Annotated in this window: 16 protein-coding genes; 10 read left to right on the top strand and 6 right to left on the bottom strand. The window is 68.4% G+C overall.

Features of this window, described 5'->3' with window-relative positions:
* Positions 1 to 147: 147 nt before the first annotated feature.
* From ACP7AI_RS00280 to ACP7AI_RS00265, 4 genes are all read left to right on the top strand, one after another.
* A complete protein-coding gene (locus tag ACP7AI_RS00280) occupies positions 148 to 663 on the top strand; it encodes an RNA polymerase sigma factor (RefSeq protein ID WP_426162792.1) in 516 nt (171 codons plus the stop codon).
* A 33-nt stretch (positions 664 to 696) separates the two neighbouring features.
* Positions 697 to 1,650 carry a FecR family protein gene (locus ACP7AI_RS00275; RefSeq protein WP_426162789.1) on the top strand — a complete coding sequence of 318 codons (954 nt, stop codon included), beginning with the start codon at positions 697 to 699 and terminating at the stop codon, positions 1,648 to 1,650.
* Complete coding sequence (locus ACP7AI_RS00270; protein WP_426162787.1) at positions 1,623 to 3,977, top strand: TonB-dependent receptor; 2,355 nt, start codon at positions 1,623 to 1,625, stop codon at positions 3,975 to 3,977. Before ACP7AI_RS00275 ends, ACP7AI_RS00270 begins: the two co-directional genes overlap by 28 nt.
* A gap of 210 nt (positions 3,978 to 4,187) precedes the next feature.
* Positions 4,188 to 7,268, top strand: coding sequence for an autotransporter outer membrane beta-barrel domain-containing protein (locus ACP7AI_RS00265; RefSeq protein ID WP_426162784.1), 3,081 nt, complete (start codon positions 4,188 to 4,190; stop codon positions 7,266 to 7,268).
* Positions 7,269 to 7,617: 349 nt separating this feature from the next.
* Here the strand turns inward: ACP7AI_RS00265 and ACP7AI_RS00260 are convergent, their stop codons facing one another.
* Positions 7,618 to 7,818 carry a hypothetical protein gene (locus tag ACP7AI_RS00260; RefSeq protein ID WP_426162782.1) on the bottom strand — a complete coding sequence of 67 codons (201 nt, stop codon included), beginning with the start codon at positions 7,816 to 7,818 and terminating at the stop codon, positions 7,618 to 7,620.
* 35 nt (positions 7,819 to 7,853) lie between these two features.
* On the opposite strand from ACP7AI_RS00260, the gene ACP7AI_RS00255 reads away from it, so the two are divergent.
* Positions 7,854 to 8,186, top strand: coding sequence for a hypothetical protein (locus ACP7AI_RS00255; protein WP_426162780.1), 333 nt, complete (start codon positions 7,854 to 7,856; stop codon positions 8,184 to 8,186).
* Positions 8,183 to 8,806 (top strand): class I SAM-dependent methyltransferase, encoded by a 624-nt coding sequence (locus tag ACP7AI_RS00250; RefSeq protein ID WP_426162778.1) that lies wholly within the window; start codon positions 8,183 to 8,185, stop codon positions 8,804 to 8,806. The genes ACP7AI_RS00255 and ACP7AI_RS00250 overlap by 4 nt, the downstream gene beginning before the upstream one ends.
* 95 nt (positions 8,807 to 8,901) lie before the next feature.
* Here ACP7AI_RS00250 and ACP7AI_RS00245 read toward each other — a convergent pair whose 3' ends face one another.
* Positions 8,902 to 9,189, bottom strand: coding sequence for a metal-sensitive transcriptional regulator (locus ACP7AI_RS00245; protein WP_426162775.1), 288 nt, complete (start codon positions 9,187 to 9,189; stop codon positions 8,902 to 8,904).
* A 164-nt stretch (positions 9,190 to 9,353) separates the two neighbouring features.
* Between ACP7AI_RS00245 and ACP7AI_RS00240 the strand changes: the two genes are divergently transcribed.
* Both ACP7AI_RS00240 and ACP7AI_RS00235 read left to right on the top strand, forming a co-directional pair.
* The gene (locus ACP7AI_RS00240; RefSeq protein ID WP_426162772.1) at positions 9,354 to 11,144 is read left to right on the top strand and encodes a copper resistance system multicopper oxidase; all 1,791 of its coding nucleotides are present in this window, start codon (positions 9,354 to 9,356) and stop codon (positions 11,142 to 11,144) included.
* Positions 11,145 to 11,335: 191 nt separating this feature from the next.
* The gene (locus ACP7AI_RS00235; RefSeq protein ID WP_426162771.1) at positions 11,336 to 12,082 is read left to right on the top strand and encodes a copper resistance protein B; all 747 of its coding nucleotides are present in this window, start codon (positions 11,336 to 11,338) and stop codon (positions 12,080 to 12,082) included.
* Positions 12,083 to 12,147: 65 nt separating this feature from the next.
* Here ACP7AI_RS00235 and ACP7AI_RS00230 read toward each other — a convergent pair whose 3' ends face one another.
* The 3 genes from ACP7AI_RS00230 to ACP7AI_RS00220 form a co-directional block, all read right to left on the bottom strand.
* Complete coding sequence (locus ACP7AI_RS00230) at positions 12,148 to 13,524, bottom strand: MATE family efflux transporter (protein ID WP_426162769.1); 1,377 nt, start codon at positions 13,522 to 13,524, stop codon at positions 12,148 to 12,150.
* A complete protein-coding gene (locus ACP7AI_RS00225; protein ID WP_426162766.1) occupies positions 13,521 to 13,748 on the bottom strand; it encodes a hypothetical protein in 228 nt (75 codons plus the stop codon). Before ACP7AI_RS00225 ends, ACP7AI_RS00230 begins: the two co-directional genes overlap by 4 nt.
* 131 nt (positions 13,749 to 13,879) lie before the next feature.
* Positions 13,880 to 14,875, bottom strand: a complete 996-nt coding sequence (locus ACP7AI_RS00220) for a PEPxxWA-CTERM sorting domain-containing protein (RefSeq protein WP_426162765.1) — start codon at positions 14,873 to 14,875, stop codon at positions 13,880 to 13,882.
* Positions 14,876 to 15,278: 403 nt separating this feature from the next.
* Between ACP7AI_RS00220 and ACP7AI_RS00215 the strand changes: the two genes are divergently transcribed.
* Together ACP7AI_RS00215 and ACP7AI_RS00210 are read left to right on the top strand one after the other, a co-directional pair.
* Positions 15,279 to 17,045, top strand: a complete 1,767-nt coding sequence (locus ACP7AI_RS00215) for a DUF885 domain-containing protein (protein ID WP_426162763.1) — start codon at positions 15,279 to 15,281, stop codon at positions 17,043 to 17,045.
* Positions 17,042 to 18,832: a DUF885 domain-containing protein gene (locus ACP7AI_RS00210; RefSeq protein WP_426162761.1), complete on the top strand. Its 1,791-nt coding sequence runs from the start codon at positions 17,042 to 17,044 to the stop codon at positions 18,830 to 18,832. The genes ACP7AI_RS00215 and ACP7AI_RS00210 overlap by 4 nt, the downstream gene beginning before the upstream one ends.
* On the opposite strand, the gene ACP7AI_RS00205 is transcribed toward ACP7AI_RS00210, so the two are convergent.
* Positions 18,829 to 19,623, bottom strand: coding sequence for a FadR/GntR family transcriptional regulator (locus ACP7AI_RS00205; protein WP_426166520.1), 795 nt, complete (start codon positions 19,621 to 19,623; stop codon positions 18,829 to 18,831). The two genes, ACP7AI_RS00210 and ACP7AI_RS00205, sit on opposite strands and share 4 nt — an antisense overlap.
* Between the last annotated feature and the right edge of the window lie 28 nt (positions 19,624 to 19,651).

Here is a 19,651-nt window from a genome sequence, read left to right as displayed (position 1 = left end):
TTTGCGTGTCCACACGAAAAGTCAGCGCCTGGCAGAGCGTCGGAACCTTCTGCTCGAGCAAGCAGGATTGTTGCGCGACGCGGCGATCTCGGCGTAGGAGCCCGCGCCAGCGATACGCTTGTGTTCGAGCTGACCGGAGTTGCGTGATTGGAAGCCGATGGCCTCGAGGCGGTGCTGCTCGCCAACCGCGCGCGCTTGCTTCGGTTCCTCCAGGCGCATGGTGCGGGCGACGCCGCCGAGGACCTGCTGCAGGAATTGTGGCTCAAGTTGTCGCGCAGCGACATCGGGCCGATCGCCCAGCCGCTGTCCTATATCTACCGCGCCGCCAACAACCTGATGCTCGATCGCCATCGCAGCCAACGGCAGGCCCAACGGCGCGAGCATGATTGGGCCGAGTCCAGCGACACTGCGGCGCCGGGCGCGGCGGAGGCGCCATCGGGCGAGCGCGGTCTGATCGCGCGCGAACAACTGGCGGCGGTCGAGGATACGCTGGCGGCGCTCGGCGATCGCGCTGCGACGATCTTCCGTCGCCACCGGCTGGACGGCGTCGGCCAGCGCGACATCGCCGCCGAAATGGGGGTCAGCCTCAGCACGGTCGAAAGCGACCTGCGGCGGGCCTATCGTGCGATGATCGAGCTGCAGGGGCGCTTCGATGAGGCTTGAACGCATCGTCTCCGTCTTGATGTCGAGGGTGCCATGACACAAGACATGAACAACGACGCGGCGCTCGACTGGGTGATCCGCCTTCGCGATCCGGATTTCGAGGGCTGGGAGGCGTTCGAGGCCTGGCTGGCCGCCGATCCCGCCAACGCCGACGCCTATCAGGCGATGGCCGTCGCCGATGCCGACATCGCCCGCGTCGTGGCGGCGGTCCCGCGCCCAGCTGCGCCCGCTCGGGCAAGGCCGCTCGCCAGCATCATGCCGCCACGCCGACCGGTGTCGCGGCGCTGGTTTGGCGCGGCGATCGCGGCCTCGGTCGCAGCCGCCGCAGGCTTTGCCGTGCTGCAATCGCGACCCGAGCCCTATGTCATCAAGACGCCCGCCGGCATGCCGCGCTCCATCGTCCTCGCCGACGGCACGCGGGCCGATCTCAACGGCGGCACGCGTTTGCTGTTCGACCGGCGCGAACCGCGCCGCGCGGAGCTCGCGCAAGGCGAGGTGGTGTTCACCGTCGTCCACGACGCGGCCCAGCCGTTCCGCGTGGTTGTCGGCGAAGCGACATTGCTCGATGTCGGCACGGTCTTCAACGTCGCGCGGTCGGGCCCGCTGACAACCGTTGCCGTATCGGAAGGCGCGGTCGTCTTCAACCCCGACCGCGACGCCGTACAGCTGCCGGCCGGGCGCACCCTGCGTGCCGTCGACGGCGCCGGCACGGTCACGGTCGCCGAGGCGCCGACGGCGACGATGGGCAGCTGGCGGCAGGGCCGGCTGTTCTATGACGGCGCACCCCTGTCCGAAGTCGCCGCCGACCTGTCGCGCAACCTGGGGCTCGTCATCACCGCCGACCCAGCCATCGCCGGCCGGCCGTTCCGCGGTGTCATTGCCCTGGGCAACCGCCAGGCTGCGCCGCCGCCGGGCCTCGGGCCGCTGCTCGGCGTGCGGGTGGTGCAGGATGGCAAGACATGGCGGCTCGCTGCCGCGACGCCGTGAGGGGCATCGCCGCCGCCCTCGCCGCCCTCCTTGCCGCACCGGCAGCCGCCGGTGCGATCGACGTGCCGCGCGGCACGCTGGCCGAGGCGGTGGCGGTGCTGGGCGCCAATGCCGGCGCCAGCATCAGCGTCGTCGATGCCCGGCTGTGGCAGCGGCAGGTCCCGGCGGTACAGGGCGCACGATCGGTGGGGGAGGCGCTGCGCCGGCTGCTCGGCCCCGATGTTCAGATCACCGCGCTGGGCGGCCAGGCGTGGCGGATCGCGGCAGCACCGGCTGCGGCACGGGCGGCGCCGGTGCGGGCCGCGATGGTCGCCGCACCCGTCGAGGATGCCCCGATCGTCGTCACCGCCAGCAAGCGCGACGTGCCGCTCACCCGCTTCCAGGGTGCCGCGACCGTGCTGTCGGGCGTCGACCTGACCTTTGGCGGTGAGCGCGGCACCGATGCGATCCTGTCGCGCCTCGCCACCGTTTCGTCGACGCATCTCGGCGCCGGGCGCAACAAGCTGTTCATCCGCGGCATCGCCGATTCGAGCTTCACCGGCCCGACCCAGGCCACTGTCGGCCAATATTTCGGTGACATCCGGCTGAGCTACAATGCCCCCGACCCCGACCTTCGCCTGTACGACATCGCCTCGGTCGAGGTGCTGGAAGGCCCGCAGGCGACGCTGTACGGCGCCGGCTCGCTGGGTGGCATCATCCGGATCGTGCGCAACCCGGCACGACCGGGCGTGACGGAGGCCAGCCTGTCGGCCGGCGTCTCCGCCACCACCCATGGCGACCCCGGCGTCGACATCGGCGGCATGGTCAATCTGCGGATCGGCGCGACGGCCGCGCTGCGCATCGTCGGCTATGGCATCAGCGACGGCGGCTATATCGACGACCCTCGCCGCGGGCTCGACGACATCAATCGCACCCGCATCCATGGCGGCCGCGCCACGCTGCGCCTCGAAAACGACGATGGCGGCACCATCGATTTCGGCGTCACCGCCCAGTCGATCGCCGGCGCCGACAGCCAGTATGCCGATCGCGGGGGCCCCCCGCTCAGCCATGAAAGCCGCTTCGCCCAGGGCTTCGACGCGCGCTACGGCCTCGCAGATGTCGTCGTCGCGAGGGAATGGGACGATCTGCGCCTGCTATCGTCGACCGGTATCGCCGGCCAGCGGCTGACCGAGGCCTTCGACGCCAGCCGCGAGGACGGCCCGGATCGCATCTTCACCCAAGCCAACCACACGCTGCTCATCGCCAATGAAACCCGGCTCTGGCGGCCGCTGGCGGATGGCTTCGGCTGGGTGGCAGGCGCCAGCCTGCTCTACAACCGCACCCGGCTCACCCGCGCGCTCGGGCCGCCGGGGGCGCCACTGCCGGTCACCGGCGTGACCAACAGCATCGGCGAGGCGACGCTCTTCGGCGAGGCGAGTTTCGAGCCGTTGCAGGGCCTGACCGTCACCGGTGGCGGCCGCCTAACCCACGCCCGCCTGTCGGGCACCGGGGAGGACATCGCGCCGGCGATCGCCGCGGCACGGGCCGGGATCACCGCCGACCGCACCGAGACGCGGCTGCTGCCGTCCTTCGCCGTGTCCTCGACGGCGGTGCCTGGCATCATCCTGTACGGCCGTATGCAGCAGGGCTTCCGCCCCGGCGGCCTCGCCATCGACGGCGATTTCGTGCGGCGGTTCCGCAACGACCGCGTCACCACGCTGGAGATCGGCGCCCGCCACGGCACCGCCGGCCGCGACCGGTTCGACTTGGCGGTCAGCCTGTCGGCGACGCGCTGGCGCGATATCCAGGCCGATTTCGTCGATGCCGGCGGCCTGCCGACCACCGCCAACATCGGCGACGGCCAGATCTATTCGCTGGCGGTCAGTGGCGGCTGGCGCCCGGTCGAGGGCCTGCACCTCGATTTCGGACTGACGGTCAACGACAGCCGCGTCACCGACCCGGCGCCGCAGTTCGTCACCGTCTTCGCCACCGGCCGCATGTCGCAGATCCCCAATGTCGCGCGCTATGCCGCCCGCGCCGGCATCGATTACCGCGCCCCCCTGTCCGACCGGATCGACCTGCATGTCGCCGCCAACGGCCAGTATATCGGCAGCTCGCGGCTCGGCATCGGCCCCGTCCTCGGCGCGGCGCAGGGCGACTATTTCGACAGTTCGCTGACCGCCCGCCTCGGCTGGACCGGGTTCGGCGTCACCTTCGGCATCACCAATCTCGCCGACACCATCGGCAACCGCTTCGCGCTCGGCACGCCGTTTGTCGACAGCGGCGACGGCCAGATCACGCCGCTGCGCCCGCGCACCTTCCGGATCGGCATCGACACGCGTTTCTGACGCTGTCGTTTGAAGTCGGCACCGGCCCGCTCCCCCGCCGGACCCACAGCGTAAACTGGAATTGGGTGGCCGGGCGGGGGAGCGGGCCGGTGCTGTCTCCACTTGAAGCGATCAAACGCCAAGGCTGGCGCCGATCGGCTCCGTCTCGTCCATGTCCCCGCAATCGGCCGCCTCCCGCGCCGCCTGCCGGGCGACGCGGAGTATCCTTCCTTGCGTATCCTGTTCGCGACGACCTGCCTGACCCCCCTTGCCCTGCTCGCGCTGTCGGCTCCGGCCCGCACCGAGACGCTGATCGAGACAAAGCGCACCGATGCCGTGACCACTGCGACGATCAAAGCCGGCGCTCCCGACGACATCCGCATCACCGCCGCCGGCGGGCTCGCGCCGACCAGCGGCACCGCCGTCACGATCAACAGCAACAACAAGGTCAGCAACCAGGGCGCCATCCAGATTACCGGCGCCAATAACGCCAACGGAATCCTCGCTCTCGCCGGCACCAGCGGCGCCATCGCCAGCAGCGGCAGCATCACCATCGACGAGACCTACGTTGCCGTCGACACCGACAAGGACGGCGACCTCGACGGCAGCTTTGCCACCGGCACCCGCCGTGCCGGCATCCGCACCGCCGGCGCCTTCACCGGCAGCATTGCCAGCACCGGCACCATCACCGTCGAGGGCAATGATTCCGCCGGCATCGCGCTCGGCGGGCCGCTGACCGGCTCGCTAGAGACCGGCGGCGCCATCACCGTCACCGGCGACCGCAGCGTCGGCGTCAGCGCCGGCGCCGTCAGCGGCAATGTCCGCCTGGCCGGCGCGATCACCGCCCAAGGCCTCGGCGCGACCGGCGCGGCGCTCAATGGCGACATCGGCGGCGCGCTCGTCGTCCAGGGCAGCATCGTCGCCACCGGCTATCGCTCGGTCACCGCGCCCGCCGATGTCAGCAAGCTCGACGGCGACGACCTGCTGCAGGGCGGCCCGGCCTTGAGCATCGCCGGCAATGTCGCCGGCGGCGTCATCCTCGCCGTGCCGCCGCGCGACCTCGACCCCAAGGAAGCCGATGAGGACAAGGACGGCATTCCCGACGCCAGCGAAGGCTCGGCCGCCATCACCTCCCATGGCGCCGCCGCCGCCGTCCAGATCGGCGCCACCGATCGCGCCATCACCATCGGGCCGGTCGCCGCCTCCACCTTCGGCTTCGTCATCGACGGCAATGTCGCCGGCAGCGGCGTCTACAAGGGGGTCGATGCCCGCGGCCTGGTCATCGGCGGGCTGGGCGGCGCGGTGACCATCGCCGGCGGTATCGCGGTCAACGGCAATGTGAAGGCCGTCTCGCTCGATTCAAACGCGACCGCCGTCCGCATCGGTAGCGGCGCGACCGCGCCCGAAGTCCGGGTCGCCGGTACCATCGAGGCCAGCGGTGGCGGCAAGGCGGGGGCGACCAGCACCGCCATCGCCGTCGACAGCGGCGCCACCGTCACCACCATCCGCAACAGTGGCATGATAAAGGCCGGCGCGAGCGCTGCCGAGGGCGCCGCAACGGCGATCGTCGACCGCTCTGGCAACCTCGCGCTCGTCGAGAACAGCGGCGTGATCGGTGCCACCGGAGCCGCCGCCGGCCGCAACATCGCCATCGACCTGCGCGCCAACACCACCGGCGCCATCGTCCGCCAGATCGCCGGCGCCACAGGGGCCGCAGCGCCATCGATCACCGGCGACATCTATTTCGGCAGCGGCGCCGACACGCTGGCGCTGGGCGGCAAGTCGAGCTTCACCGGCAACGCCGATTTCGGCGGCGGCGCCGACCAGCTGAACCTCACCGGCGGCAGCCGCTTCACCGGCAGCCTCGCCGGTGCCCAGGGCCTCGCCGTCTCGGTCGGCAGCGGCACACTGGCGCTGACCGGCAAGTCGAGCGTCGCCATCGCCTCACTCGCCGTCGGCAGCGAGGGCGTCATCGGCGTCAACATCGATCCGGCCGGCAAGACCAATACCCGCTTCGACGTTGCCGGCACCGCCAGCTTCGACAAGGGCGCGCAGGTCGCCGTTACCCTCGCCAATGTCAGCAACGCCGAAGGCAAATATGTCATCGTCCGCGCCGGGGCACTCTCGGGCGCGGCCAATCTCGGCACCTCCGCCACGCTACTGCCGTTCATGTTCAAGAGCAGCATCGCCGCCGGCGCGCCCGGCGAGGTCGTGCTCGACCTGGCACGCAAGTCGGCGACCGAGCTCAAGCTCAATCGCTCGCAGGCGTCGGCCTATGAAGCCGTCGTCAAGGCGCTCGACAGCGATGCCAAGGTTGCCGGCGCCTTCCTCGACATCGCCGATGCCGACCGCTTCGGCAAGACGCTGCGCCAGATGCTGCCCGACCATGCCGGCGGAACCTTCGAGACGGTGACCCAGGCCTCCCGCGCCACCGCGCGCATGGTCGCCGACCCCAACATCCTCACCGCCGGCGGCGAAAAGCTGCGCTTCTTCGTCCAGCAGGTGGCCTGGGGCACATCCAATGATCTGACCGCCACCTCGGGCTACGACGTCAGCGGCTGGGGCCTCGGCGGCGGTATCGAGGCCGCCACGCCCGCCGGCAATTTCGGCGTTTCGGCCGGGTTGCTGTTCGGATCGGACGCCGACAGCGGCGCCGATAACAGCGTGCACAGCAACCAGTATGAGCTCGCCGCCTATTGGCGCGGCGACTGGAACGGCTTCCAGGCCAATGCCCGCGTCTCGGGCGCGCATGTCGATTTCGAGGGCAAGCGCCAGTTCGACGGCGCCATCGGCCGCGAGGCGGTGCAGCGCCAGACGACCGGCAACTGGAACGGCCAGCTGTGGTCGGCATCGGGCGGCGTCGCCTATGAAGCCCGCTTCGGCCGGCTGTCGCTGCGCCCCATCGCGGCGATCGATTACTACCGGCTCTCCGAGAGCGGCTACACCGAAACCGGCGGCGGCAAGGCCTTTGACCTGACCGTCAAAGCCCGGACGAGCGACGAGCTCGCGGCATCCGCGACGCTGGCGGCCGGTCTCGACTTTGGCAGCAATGAAGCAGACAGCTGGTTCCGTGCCGAGATCGAAGGCGGCCGGCGCCAACTGATCGGCGGCAGTCTCGGCGCCACCACGGCGCATTTCGGCGGCAGCCAGGACTTCACGCTCACCCCCGAGGATCGAACCAACGGCTGGGTCGGAAAAATCCGCGCCATCGGCGGCAATGCGATGTTCCGGGTCGCCGGTGAATTCAGCGCGGAGGAACAGCAGGGCCGCGCCGCGATCGCCGGCCGGGTCAGCCTGATCCTGGGGCTTTGAACATGGCCGCGGGCCACATCGGTCGCGCCGTCGCGATCGCCGGGATCAGCCTCATGCTCTGGCTGATCCCGGCGACGGCCGACACTTCCGCAGGCACACGTTCGCCGCCGCCGCACGTCGACCAGCGCCTCTTCAGCGACGCGGTGCTGGTCCGCGGTGATCACATCGTCGCAGGCGCATTGTCCGATGGGGCACCACAATGGTCACCGGCCTGTCGTGACGTCGGCCAGCATCAAGCGCCTTGCTCGAGAGGTTGAGCAGCTGGTCGATGCCGGCCGGCGCCAAAGGCCGGCGAGGACCTGATCGACGCCGGCCAGCATCGACCCGGACCTCCGTGCAAGGCGATGCGTTACGCCAAACGACGTTCGACAGTGTACGCACCGGAGCCAACATGAAAACGGTGAAATCGGCTGGCGGAAAAGTCGTCCCGGCGCTTGGCCAGGGCCGATGGCCGATGGCCGAGCGTGGCGAGCGGCAAGCTGCCGACCGTGGCGAGCGGCAAGCTGCCGAGCGTGGCGAGCGGCAAGCTGCCGACCGTGGCGAGCAGCAAGCTGCCGACCGGGCGGCGCTCCGCGCCGGGGGCGCATGACCGCCCGCGCCTGTCCAGAGACGCCTGACGGGCGCTATTTCGTGGTCCGCGGCCGGCTGTGGCGACGGTCCGATCCGTCGCTGCCGGACGAGCGACGGAGCGCTCTCGTGGCTGAGTTGATGGCAGCGCGACGGGCTGTGGGCGTTGCATTGCGCCACAAGCATCCCGCAGCCCTCGCCGCGGCACGCGCGGCGGTCGACCGCGCCAAGACGGCGCTTGGCGAGCGCGGCCCGGTGTGGTGGAAGGACGGTGCCCCCGACCTTACCCGCCGGATGGCAAAGAACACCGTCTACGCCGAATGGTTTGCGCAACTGGGGCAACAGGCATGACCGACGATCAGCTGCCCGAACTGCCGGCGGGTGCCTTTGCCAAGCAGGATGGTAGCGACGACCTCGCCTTCTATGCGCCGCCGCGACTGGTCAGCCACATCGATGATCGGGCAGTCGCCGCACTCACGGGCTTCTATCGCGACATGCTGCCGACAGGCCGCATTCTGGACCTGATGTCGAGCTGGGTGAGCCATCTGCCCGAGGGCCGTCGGTTCGAAACGGTGATCGGTCACGGCATGAATGCCGCGGAACTGAGTGCCAATCCGCAGCTCGATCGCTGGTTTGTCCAGGATCTCAATCGACAACCCATGCTGGAGCTCGAGGACGGATCGTTCGATGCCGCCCTTTGCTGCGTCGGCGTGCAATATCTGCAGCGGCCCGTCGCCGTGTTTGCCGAGGTCCGCCGCACCCTTGCCCCCGGCGCACCGTTCATCGTCAGCTTTTCGAACCGCTGCTTTCCGACCAAGGCCGTGGCGATCTGGCAGGCTCTCGACACCAGCGGTCACGCAGCTCTTGTCCAGCTTTACCTTGACCGAGCCGGATTCGGGGCAACCACCATCGATGTCCTGGCCGATGGTCGGACCAGCGACCCGCTCGTCGTAGTGACCGGACGCGCCTGAGATTTGCGACGGCCTGCCAGATCGGCGGAGATGGCGGCACAGATCGCTCGCAGACACTGCCCAACATTAACGGCGCGGCGTTTACGTCGATCCGTTCAACGCATCGCACGCTTCAGCAAAGCGGTCAGTTCCGCCAGCTTCTCAGCCTGCGCCGCCGTGTCGCCGGCGGTGCTGGCCGCGGCGACGCAGGCGTTGGCATGATCTTCCAGCACGGCACGCTCGATGCTGGCCAACGCCGCGCGCGCTGCTTGCAGCTGCGTCAGGATGTCGACGCAATATCGACCCTGTTCGATCATCTGGGCAATGCCGCGGACCTGGCCCTCGACCCTGCGAACACGGGCAAGCTGGCGAGAGTGATCTGTTCCGGCGGCCCTGCTTCTCATGCGACCATTATACCCCTGCGGGGTATGTTTACAAGCGTTCCACTGCGGCCTAGACCGACCAGCATGCAGCAGCTCGCAACGACCCGCCCCGATAACAGCGCGCCGATGCAGCCTGTCGCGATGGTCGGCATGGCGCTGTGGATACCGGCGCGGGGAGGCATGCATTGAGGCCGGGAATCAATTTGCGGCGACGCAACGTGTTGCAGGCGAGTGTGGCAGGCGCCGCGACGCTCGGCCTGTCCAGCCTGTTCCCGGCCTGGGCGCAAACCGGCTCGCCCGGCGTCGCGCCGGTGCTGAGCGGCGCAGATATCCGCCTCAAGGTCGGCCATTCGATGTTTTCGGTCGGCGGCCGCCAGGGTCATGCCATCACCATCAACGGCGTGCTGCCAGCGCCGCTGATCCGGCTGAAGGAGGGTCAGACCGTCCGCCTCCATGTCGAGAACACGCTCGACGAGGACACCTCGATCCACTGGCACGGCCTCATCCTGCCGTTCCACATGGACGGCGTGCCGGGCATCAGCTTTCCGGGCATCTTTCCCGGCCAGACCTTCACCTACGAATTCCCGGTCAAGCAGTCCGGCACTTACTGGTATCACTCGCATTCGGGGCTGCAGGAACAGATGGGGCATTACGGCCCGCTGGTCATCGACCCCGCGGGCGCGGAGCCCGCGCCCTATGACCGCGAACATGTCATCGTGCTGTCGGACTGGACGTTCAACCACCCGCACCAGCTGCTCGACAAGGCCAAGAAGGAAGGCGGCTATTTTAACCGTCAGAAGCAGGCACTGTTCGGCCGCGGCACCGAGAACGGGATGGCGCCCGCCGAGCGAGTCGCCTGGGGCCGGATGCGAATGGACCCGACCGACATCGCCGACATGACGGCACGGACCTACAGCTATCTCGTCAACGGCCATGGCACCGCGGAGAACTGGACCGGGCTGTTCCGCCCCGGCGAGCGCGTGCGGCTGCGCATCATCAACGCGTCGGCAATGTCGATCTTCAACGTCCGCATTCCCGGCCTGCCGATGACGATCGTCGCCGCCGACGGCAATCCGGTGCGGCCGGTCGAAACCGATGAATTCCAGATTTCGGTCGCCGAAACCTATGATGCGATCGTCACCCCCCGCGAAGACCGCGCATTTGCGCTGGTGGCGGAATCGATCGACCGTTCGGGCCTGGTCCGCGCCACGTTGGCGCCGCGTCCGGGAATGGTCGCGGCGCTGCCGCTGCTGCGCCCGCGCCCAACGCTGAGCATGCGCGACATGGGTATGGGCGGGATGGATCATGGCGCGATGGGGCATGGCCCGGCAGCCGCCGATGCGGCGTGCCCACCCGAGCATGCCGCCATGGGACACTGCACGCCAGGAGCCCCCGCCGCGCCGATGAAGCACGTCATGCGCGACGAGTCGCTGGTGCCGCCGACCGTCAAGGTCGGGGTCGGGGTCGACATGATCGCGGCGATGCCGGTCGACCGCACCGGCGACCGGCCGCTGGGCCTCGAGTCCGAACCGCACCGGGTGCTGACCTACCACGACCTGGCGCCGCTGGTGCCCTTCCATGACACAAGGGCCCCGACGCGCAGCGTGGATATCCACCTGACCGGTAACATGGAACGCTTCATGTGGGGCTTCGATGGCCGCAAGCTCAACGAAGGGCTCGAACCCATCCGCTTCGAACGCAACGAAAGAGTGCGGGTCAACCTGATCAACAATTCGATGATGAACCACCCGATCCATATCCACGGGCACTTCTTCGAGCTGGTGACGGGCAAGGACCACGGCCACCCGGTCAAGCACACCGTCAACGTCATGCCTGGCGGCAAGGCAAGCTTTGACCTGACTGCAGATGCCCCCGGCGACTGGGCCTTCCACTGCCATCTTCTCTACCACATGCACGCCGGCATGATGAATATCGTCAAGGTCCGCCCGATGGACGCGCCGGGCGAAAAGGGTTGACGCCCATCCCGATCGTCGGCGCGTTGCTGTCGCTGGCGGCGCCTGTCGCTGCGCAGCATGCCGGCCACGCGGCACCCGCGGTGGCCCCTGCCGGCCCGGCGACAGCCGACCCCGATTGCCCGCCCGAGTATGCGGAAATGGGACATTGTACGCCCAGGACCAACCTGCCGTCGGCAACCGCCGCACCACCTGTGGCGCCGCCGCCGGCCGCCGCCCTTGCCGGTCCCGAGCATGCTGCCGACACTGTTTTCGACCCGGCCTTGATGGCGCAGAAACGTGCCACGCGGCTCATCGGCGAGCACGGCGGCTATCGTGGCACGATGCTGCTGCTCGACCGCTCCGAACTCCGCATTGTCGATGGCCGCGACGGCTATGCCTGGGACTGGGAAGGATGGTACGGCGGCGATTACAACCGCTTGTGGATCAAGACCGAAGGCGAAGGAGCGTTCGGCGCAAACCTGCACGCAGCAGAAGTCCAGGCGTTGTTCAGCCGCGCCATCGGTCCGTGGTGGAACCTCCAGACGGGGGTTCGCCACGAGGCCGGCCGGCGCCCGGACCGCACTCAGCTCGTCGTCGGCGTGCAGGGGCTGGCGCCTTACTGGTTCGAGGTGGACGCTGCCGCCTTTCTTTCCAGCAAGGGCGAGCTGACGGCGCGCGTCGAGGCTGAATATGATCAGCGCCTGACCAACTGGCTGATCCTGCAACCGCGTGTCGAGATCGACCTCAGCGCCCAGGACATCCCCGAACGCGGAACGGGAGCCGGCCTGTCGACGGTCGAGGCGGGAGTGCGCCTGCGCTACGAGATCAAGCGCGAGTTCGCGCCGTACATCGGCGTGCAATATGAAAGCGCCATTGGCGGGACCGCCCGCTTCTCGCGAGAGGCCGGAGACGACGTCGCCGGCTGGAGCATCCTGATTGGACTGCGCTCATGGTTTTGATCGTGCAGCCGGCGGCGGTGCTGCCGGTCGTCTGCGGCGCCCGTTTCATGGTCTCCAGCCATGGCTCACCATCGCGCCAGCTTCACGAACATCGCGGTGCCAAGGCCCATGACCGTCATGGCGATCGCAGACAGCGCGAATATCGCCCACAGCGGCCCGTGCATTTGCAGGACGGCCAAGCCACCGACGATGACGATGACCAGGCGGACCGCCTGTGCCGCGATCGCTCCGCCGACACGGCCGGCACCTTGGGACGCGAAATAAAGGCATAGCCCCAATCCGAAGAAGCCGAACGCAAATCCCGCGATGCGCAGATAGTCATAGGCCGCCGCGCGTACGCCCGGGTCGCTGGTCAACATGTCGACCCAGACACCGGGCGCGATGACGCTGACCAGCCCGATGGCTGCCAATGCCGCAAATGCGAGGCCACCGGCGACCCAGGCGATATGGCGCGCGCGCACGATGTTGCCGGCACCGATCGCGGTCCCGACCATCGGCACGCTGGCGACCCCCACCGAGAAGGCGATCGGTATGAGCAGAAACTCGAGCCGGACACCGATGCCATAGCCGGCGAGCGCCTCCGGGCCGAACGCCGCCACCAGCGCGGTCAGTGTGAGAATGGTCGAGACCGACAACACAGGCGACAGCATGGCGACGGCCCCGACCCGCATGATCTCACGCACGTGCCTCAGGCCAAGCAGCCCGGGCTGCCACTGCAGGCGCAGCGGCGACCGTGCAGAACGAAGATAAAGAAACAGGACAAGCGCCGCCCCGGAAAAGGCGACGAGTTGGCCGACGGCAACACCCGCCATGCCAAGTCGCGGGAACGGCCCCAGGCCCAATCCGAAGGCGCCGCCGATCACGACCTGCACGACGCCGGCGGCCAGCTGGATGCACGCCGGGACGACCATATTACCCGCACCACGCGCTATCGACGCGAGCATGTTGGTCAGCCAGATCCCGGCGATGGCAAGCGCCGCCACCTCGGAATAGGCGACCGCCTCGTCCAGCACCTGGCCTGCCCCACCAAGCCCACGATAAGCTGACGGACCAAGCGCAAGGACCGCCAAGGTGAAGCACAGGCCCAGCGCCAGCCCGATCGCCAGGGAGCACAACGCCAGCGCCAGTGCATGATCGCGATCGCCTCGCCCCAACGCGCGACTGAGCGCACCCGAGACGGTACCGCCCATCGCGCCGGCGGACAGCATCTGCATGAGCATGAAGATCGGAAAGGCGAGCGCGATCCCGCTGAGCGATGCCACGCCCAGCGATCCGACATAAGCTGTCTCTGCAATCGATACGATCGTCGCCGAACACAGCGCGATCAGGTTCGGCAGGGCAAAGCGCACGAGTGTCGGCAGGACCGGCCCGTCGCGCAGCATCGCCGCACGCACCTGTGCCGGCGACAGCGGGGCCTGAACTTCGCCCGATGACAACGTCACCGGCTTGCCCGGCCGCTGGCAATGGCGCGCGTGTTGCGCACCGGATCGAACCAATCGCCAATCGATAATGACAAGTTGGCCTGGGCTGTCGCTATGGCCTTCATCGCTGATCCCCCGGCCGGCAAATAGTCACTCCTGAAATCCCGGCGCGAGGCTCCAGGTCGAAAGGCAAGCCCAGCCCGGATCAATCGGACGATATATAGCAGTCCGGCGATCGACAGCATCAATTTTGAACAGCCCCAAGTCGCCAGGGTCGCCGCTGCTGAAACCGCGATCACCGGCTTGGCTGGCGCCGAAGCCCCAAACGAAAACGGCCGCCCGAAGGCGGCCGTTCGCAGATACCGAGCCTGGCAGGTCAGGCGGCGACCGTTGCCCGGCGACGGCGACGTGCAGCCACGCCGGCGAGGCCGAAGCCGACGATCAGCTGGGCCCAGATGCCCGGCTCGGGAACGCCCGGGTTGACGACCACGCCGCCGACACCATCGAACCCGAAGATGAAGGTCGAGCCATTGCCGCCGGTCCGGTCGTTCGACGCCTGGCCGAACGAATAGATCTGCCCGCCGACGGCACCAAGCGATGACAGCGCCGCTGCTTCGGTCGGTGCCGCACCGTAGTAGATGTTGAAGCTGTAGCTGCCACCGGCTGCCAGCGCGCCGAAATCGAAGCCGAACACGGCGCCGTGGTCGGTCGGGCCGGCGTCGATGAAGTCACCCGAAAAGCTGCCCGAGCAGCCCGCGAGCGGGTTGCTGCTGCAGAAGCCATTGTCGTTGGCGAGGATCACGTTGGCCGCCAGGGCGGTGCCCTGGATCGTCGAGTATTCGTTGAATGCGGTCGGTTCGATGTCCCAGTCGAACGCCCGGCGGTAAAGCAGGTTCGTCGTCGCTTCGCCGCTGATGTTCTCGATGTTGACGTTGACCTGGAACAGGTTGGAGTTAACCGAAGGCGTGAAGGTGTGGGTGATGCGCAGCGCGCCGCCCAGCGTGGTCACCGACGTGGCGTTGGAACCAGCCGAAAAGGGCGATGTCCCGGTGCCGCCGAAGCTGAAGCTCGACAGCGACAACGCACCGAACGGGCTGCCGTCGGTCGAATTGTTGGCACCGCCGGAAAGACCGTTGACCGAAACGCCCCAGCCTTCGCACTGGCAACCATGCGAGGTAGCTTCATAGCCGGTGCGCAGGTCGCGCAGGCCGACCGCGGTGGTGCCTTCGACCGGGCTTGACGGACCGCCCGACACGTTGAGCTGGCCGTAGTCGCCGACACCGATCATGATCGTGCCGTTGTCGAGGATCGCTGCGGCCTGCGCGGCGGAAGCGGCCCCAAGCATCAGAGCAGCCGTCAAGAACTTCTTCATTATGTGTTTCCCCCTGTGTGAATGCAATATCTTGCAAGTATGCAAAAAGCGGGCCAAGTGCTAACACACTGATAAAATTTGTTTCGGCAGCGAGTTTGTCAGTGAAGTGTAAACCATACCGACACTTTTCGGCATCGACACCGCGTTGCCATGGGATTCCGCAGCATCCAGGCGTTCCATTTCGATCGGCAGATGTCGGACAGCGGTGACGCAGGGCGCCGATGGTGCGGCGGGTACGCCGTCGACAGCAATGATGCCCGGCCCCGCAACCGCGCGCCGACCACCTCGCCAGCATGTTCGTTGCCGCAATGCCGTCCGCAGGCCGACGCCCCGATGCGACAATTGCCGTTGACGACGCGGTCCAAATCGGCGCCTTCGGTCACGTCACCAAGGAAACTCCAGCATGATCGACCGCCGTTCCCTGCTCGCCCGCGCTGGCGTGGCTGCCTTCGCGGCGGCCGCAGGCCCGGTCGTCGCGGCAACCGGCGCCGATGACCGGCTGGCGGTCCTTTTGCAGCGCCAGGCCGATGACCTGCAACAGCGCTACCCCGATACCGACAGCGACGACAGCGGCCGGCTGGGCAATCGCTCGCTGGCGAGGATGGCCACCGCTCGCGCCGCGGCACGACAGGCGCTGGCGGGGCTGGCAACCTTTGATCGCAATGCCTTGTCGGCGCGGTCGCGCGATGATCTCGACGTCGCGCATTTCGTCCATGCAACGCTCGACGACATGCTCGGCCGCTATGGCTTTGTCGACATCGACCTGCGGCCCAGCCCCTATGTCGTCAACCAGATGAACGGCGCTTATTACTGGCTGCCCGACGGTATCGGCGGCCGCCGGACGGTGAACACGCCTGCCGGCCGCGACGCCTATTTCGCCAGCCTGGCAAATCTTGCCACCGCGCTCGACCAGGAAACGGCACACATCGTCCATGATGCCGGCATCGGCGTGGTCCCGCCCGAGTTCGTCATCGCTCGCACGACCGCCCAGATCGCCGCCGTGCGAGACGCCGACCCGGCGGCATCGGCGCTGATCGCGCCGGCCGTGCAGCGTGGCGGGGCGAACTTTCCGGCGGATCGTGCTATCGAGGCATTCCGCCGGCAGGTGGCGCCGGCGCTGTCCCGTCAGATCGCCGCGCTCCAGGCCCTGCGGCCGCGTGCGGTCGATACCGCGGGTGCGTGGCGGCTGCCGGATGGCGAGGCCTATTACGCGGCGGCGGTGCGCGCCAACACGACGACCGACCTGACCCCGGCGGAACTGCACCGCATCGGCCTGGCGCAGGTCGCCGACTATACCGCCGCGCTCGATACCAGCCTCAGGGCCCAGGGCCATGCATCGGGATCGGTCGGCGCCCGCATCGCCGCGCTGAATGACGACAAGCGCTTCCAGAAGCCCGATGACGACGCCGGCCGCGCCGCCATCCTCGCCGATCTCAGGACCATCCTCGACGACACCCGCGGCCGGCTGCCGCGCATGTTCAGCGCCATCCCGGTCGCCCCGCTCGGCGTCAAGCGCATGGGCGTCGCGGTCGAGGCCGGCTCCCCCGGCGCCTTCTACAGCGGCGGCGGCAAGGGCGAAGGCGGCAATTTCGTCATCAACCTGCGCTCGACTGCCGAACAGCCGGACTGGCGCCTGCCGACACTGGCCCACCACGAGGGGATCCCGGGCCATCACTTCCAGGCCGGCGCGGTCGATTCCGCCGGCGAGCTGTCGTCATTCCGGCGGCTGGTGCGCTTTTCGGCCTATACCGAAGGCTGGGCGCTCTATGCCGAGCAGCTCGCCGACGAGATGGGCTGCTACGACACCGATCCCGTCGGCCGCATCGGTTACCTGCAATCGATGCTGTTTCGCGCCGCGCGCATCGTCGTCGACACCGGCATCCACTACAAACGCTGGACCCGGGCCGAAGCCGTCGCATGGATGGTCGCCAACGCCGGCGAAAGCCCGATCCCGGCGCAGCGCGAGATCGATCGTTATTGTGTCTATCCGGGCCAGGCGTGCAGCTTCAAGGTCGGGCAGACGCAGATCGTCGCCAGCCGCGAAGCGGCCCGCAAGCGCATGGGCAGCCGCTTCGACATTCGCGGCTTTCATGATGTCGTACTGCTCGGCGGCCCGATGCCGATGCAGACCCTGGTCGGCGCCGTCGATCGCTGGGCCGCCGGCGCATGAGGGTTTCGCGCCGCACCACACTGGGCCTGCTGGCCGCGGGCACCGCGATGCCGGCGATCGGCGCCGAAACCGATCCGGCCGTCCGGCTGCGCACCCTGCTCGACGCCAGCGCCGCCGCCGATGCGGCGCTCGACCCGACCGGGGAGCCGGGCACGGCGCGTCCCGCCGGCAGCCCGGCGTTCGTCGATCCGACCAGCGACCTTTATGCGGCAAGGCTGCTGGCCAACAAGCGCCGTGAGCTCGCCACACTGGAAAGCATCGACCGTGCCCGGCTGAATCCGGCCGACACCATCGCCTGGGACGTCTTCGCCTACCAGACCCGGCAGACGCTGGCCTATATCGACGGCGGCCTGTTCGCCATCGCCGGCAAGGCGCCGCTCAACCCGTCGTTCGGACTGCAGGTGGAGTTTCCCGATTTCGTCGCGGGTGGCGGCGCGGCGTTCGTGACGCCGGACGACTACCGCGCCGGCCTGGAGCGGCTGGAGGGCTTTGCCGGCTATCTCGACAACAGTATCGCGCGGCTGCGCCAGGGCCGCGCCGCGGGCATCCTGCAGCCGCGCATCATCGTCGAGAACGTCCTCAAGCAGGTCGATGCCGTGATCGCCCAGCCGCTCGATGCCAGCCCCTTCCTTGCCGCCATCCGGCAGCTGCCCGCCGGCTTCAGCGCCGCCGACAAGGCGCGACTGAGCGCCGCCTATCGCAAGGTCGTCGAAACCCGGGTCCTGCCCGGCTATCGGCACTGGCAGGCCTATCTGCGCGACGATTACCTGCCGGTGGCGCTTGCCGATCCCGGCCGCTGGGCGATGAAACATGGTGATGCGCTCTATGCCGCCGAACTTGCCCGGCACACGACGACGACCATGACCGCCGATGCCATCCACGCGCTCGGCGTGTCGGAAGTCGCCCGCATCCGCGCCGAAATGGAGACGGTACGAACGCAACTCAGCTTCGCCGGCGACCTGAAGGCGCTGTTCGGCCATGTCCGCGACGACCCCAAATTCTACTGCAAGACGCCTGCCGAACTGCTCGAACGCTTTGCGGCCATCGAGGCGCGCATCTGGCAGGGCATGCCGCGCCTGTTCCACGACCGGCCCAGGGCGCCATTCCGGGTGGCGCCGCTGCCGGCGCTCGGCGACCAGCGCGGCACCGGCTATTACCGGCCTGGTCCCGCTGACGGCGTGACGCCCGGCACGCTCTATTTCAACATGTCGATGCTCGGCACCCGGCCGATCCCGACGCTGGAGACGCTGACCCTGCACGAGGGCATCCCCGGCCATCATTACCAGATCACGCTGGTCCGCGAAAATGCCGCGCTGCCGCCGCTGCTGCGTTATGGCTCCAACACCGCCTATGCCGAAGGCTGGGGGCTTTACGCCGAATCGCTGGGCCGCGAGCTCGGCATGTTCACCGACCCCTGGCAGTGGTTCGGCCATCTCGACATGGAGATGCTGCGCGCCGTGCGGCTCGTCGTCGATACCGGCATCCACGCGCTGCGCTGGAGCCGTGAACGCGCCATCGCCTATATGCTCGACAACACGTCGATGGCGCCGCGCGATGTCGCCGTGGAGATCGACCGCTACATCAGCTATCCCGGCCAGGCCTGCGCCTACAAGATCGGCGAGCTGACCTTGCAGCGCTTGCGGCAATCCGCGGCGAAAACGCTGGGGCCGCGCTTCGACATCCGGGATTTCCATCGCGTCGTGCTCGATACCGGCGCCCTGCCGCTGCAGGTGCTCGAGGCCAAGATCACGGCCTGGGCGACGGCGGTAGCTCCGGAGCGGGCCTAGTCGCGCCCCTCGCCGGCCCGGCCGGCGCCGAACAGCCCGATCGACCCCGCTTTGCACAGCGGCGCCGTTTGTTCGATCAGTTCCAGCACGTCGCCGATGAGCCGGTGCATCGCGGTGCGGGCGGCGGCGCTGTCGTTCGCGACAATGGCATCATAAACCGCCCGATGGTCGTCGATGCTGGCGGACCGGCCCTTGATGCGGTTGGTGAAATGGATCGAGGTGCGCAGCGCCGTCGCCACCATGTCACGGAATTGCTTGTAGAATACATTGCCCGATGCCTCCAGCACGGCGACGTGGAAGGCGATATCGGCATCGAGCGGTTCGTCGTTGCCGGCCTCCGCGGCGACCATGCGGTCAAGGCCGGCGCCGATGGCGGCAATCTCGGCCGCGCTGGCGCCGGTCGCGGCAAGCGCCGCCGCTTCGGGTTCGATGGCAACACGCAACTGGTTGAATTGGCGCAACAACTCGATCGAGAATTTGCGTTCCAGCAGCCAGCGCAGCACGTCCGGATCGAACAAATTCCACATCGCCGGCGGCTGGATGATGGTACCCTGCCGTGGCCGGGCGCTGAGCAGGCCTTTGGCCGTCAGCATCTTGACGGCCTCGCGCGTCACCGATCGGCTGACGCCGTGCTGGCGGGTCAATTCGGCTTCCACCGGAAAGCCCTTGCCGTCGTAATGGCCGACGACGATCGCCCTGCCGATCGCATCGAGCAACCCGTGCGTCAGGTTGCGACCCAGCGCGCTTCGCGCCTTAGACGGATCGGCGGCCCAGTCGGTATCGTCGACGATGTCGCTGCCCTCCCTGCTGCGCCCCTTG

Origin of the sequence: Sandarakinorhabdus sp. DWP1-3-1 (assembly GCF_049896705.1) — a bacterium.
In the GTDB taxonomy this organism is placed as follows: domain Bacteria; phylum Pseudomonadota; class Alphaproteobacteria; order Sphingomonadales; family Sphingomonadaceae; genus Sandarakinorhabdus.
This window is presented reverse-complemented; position numbering and strand designations above follow the sequence as displayed.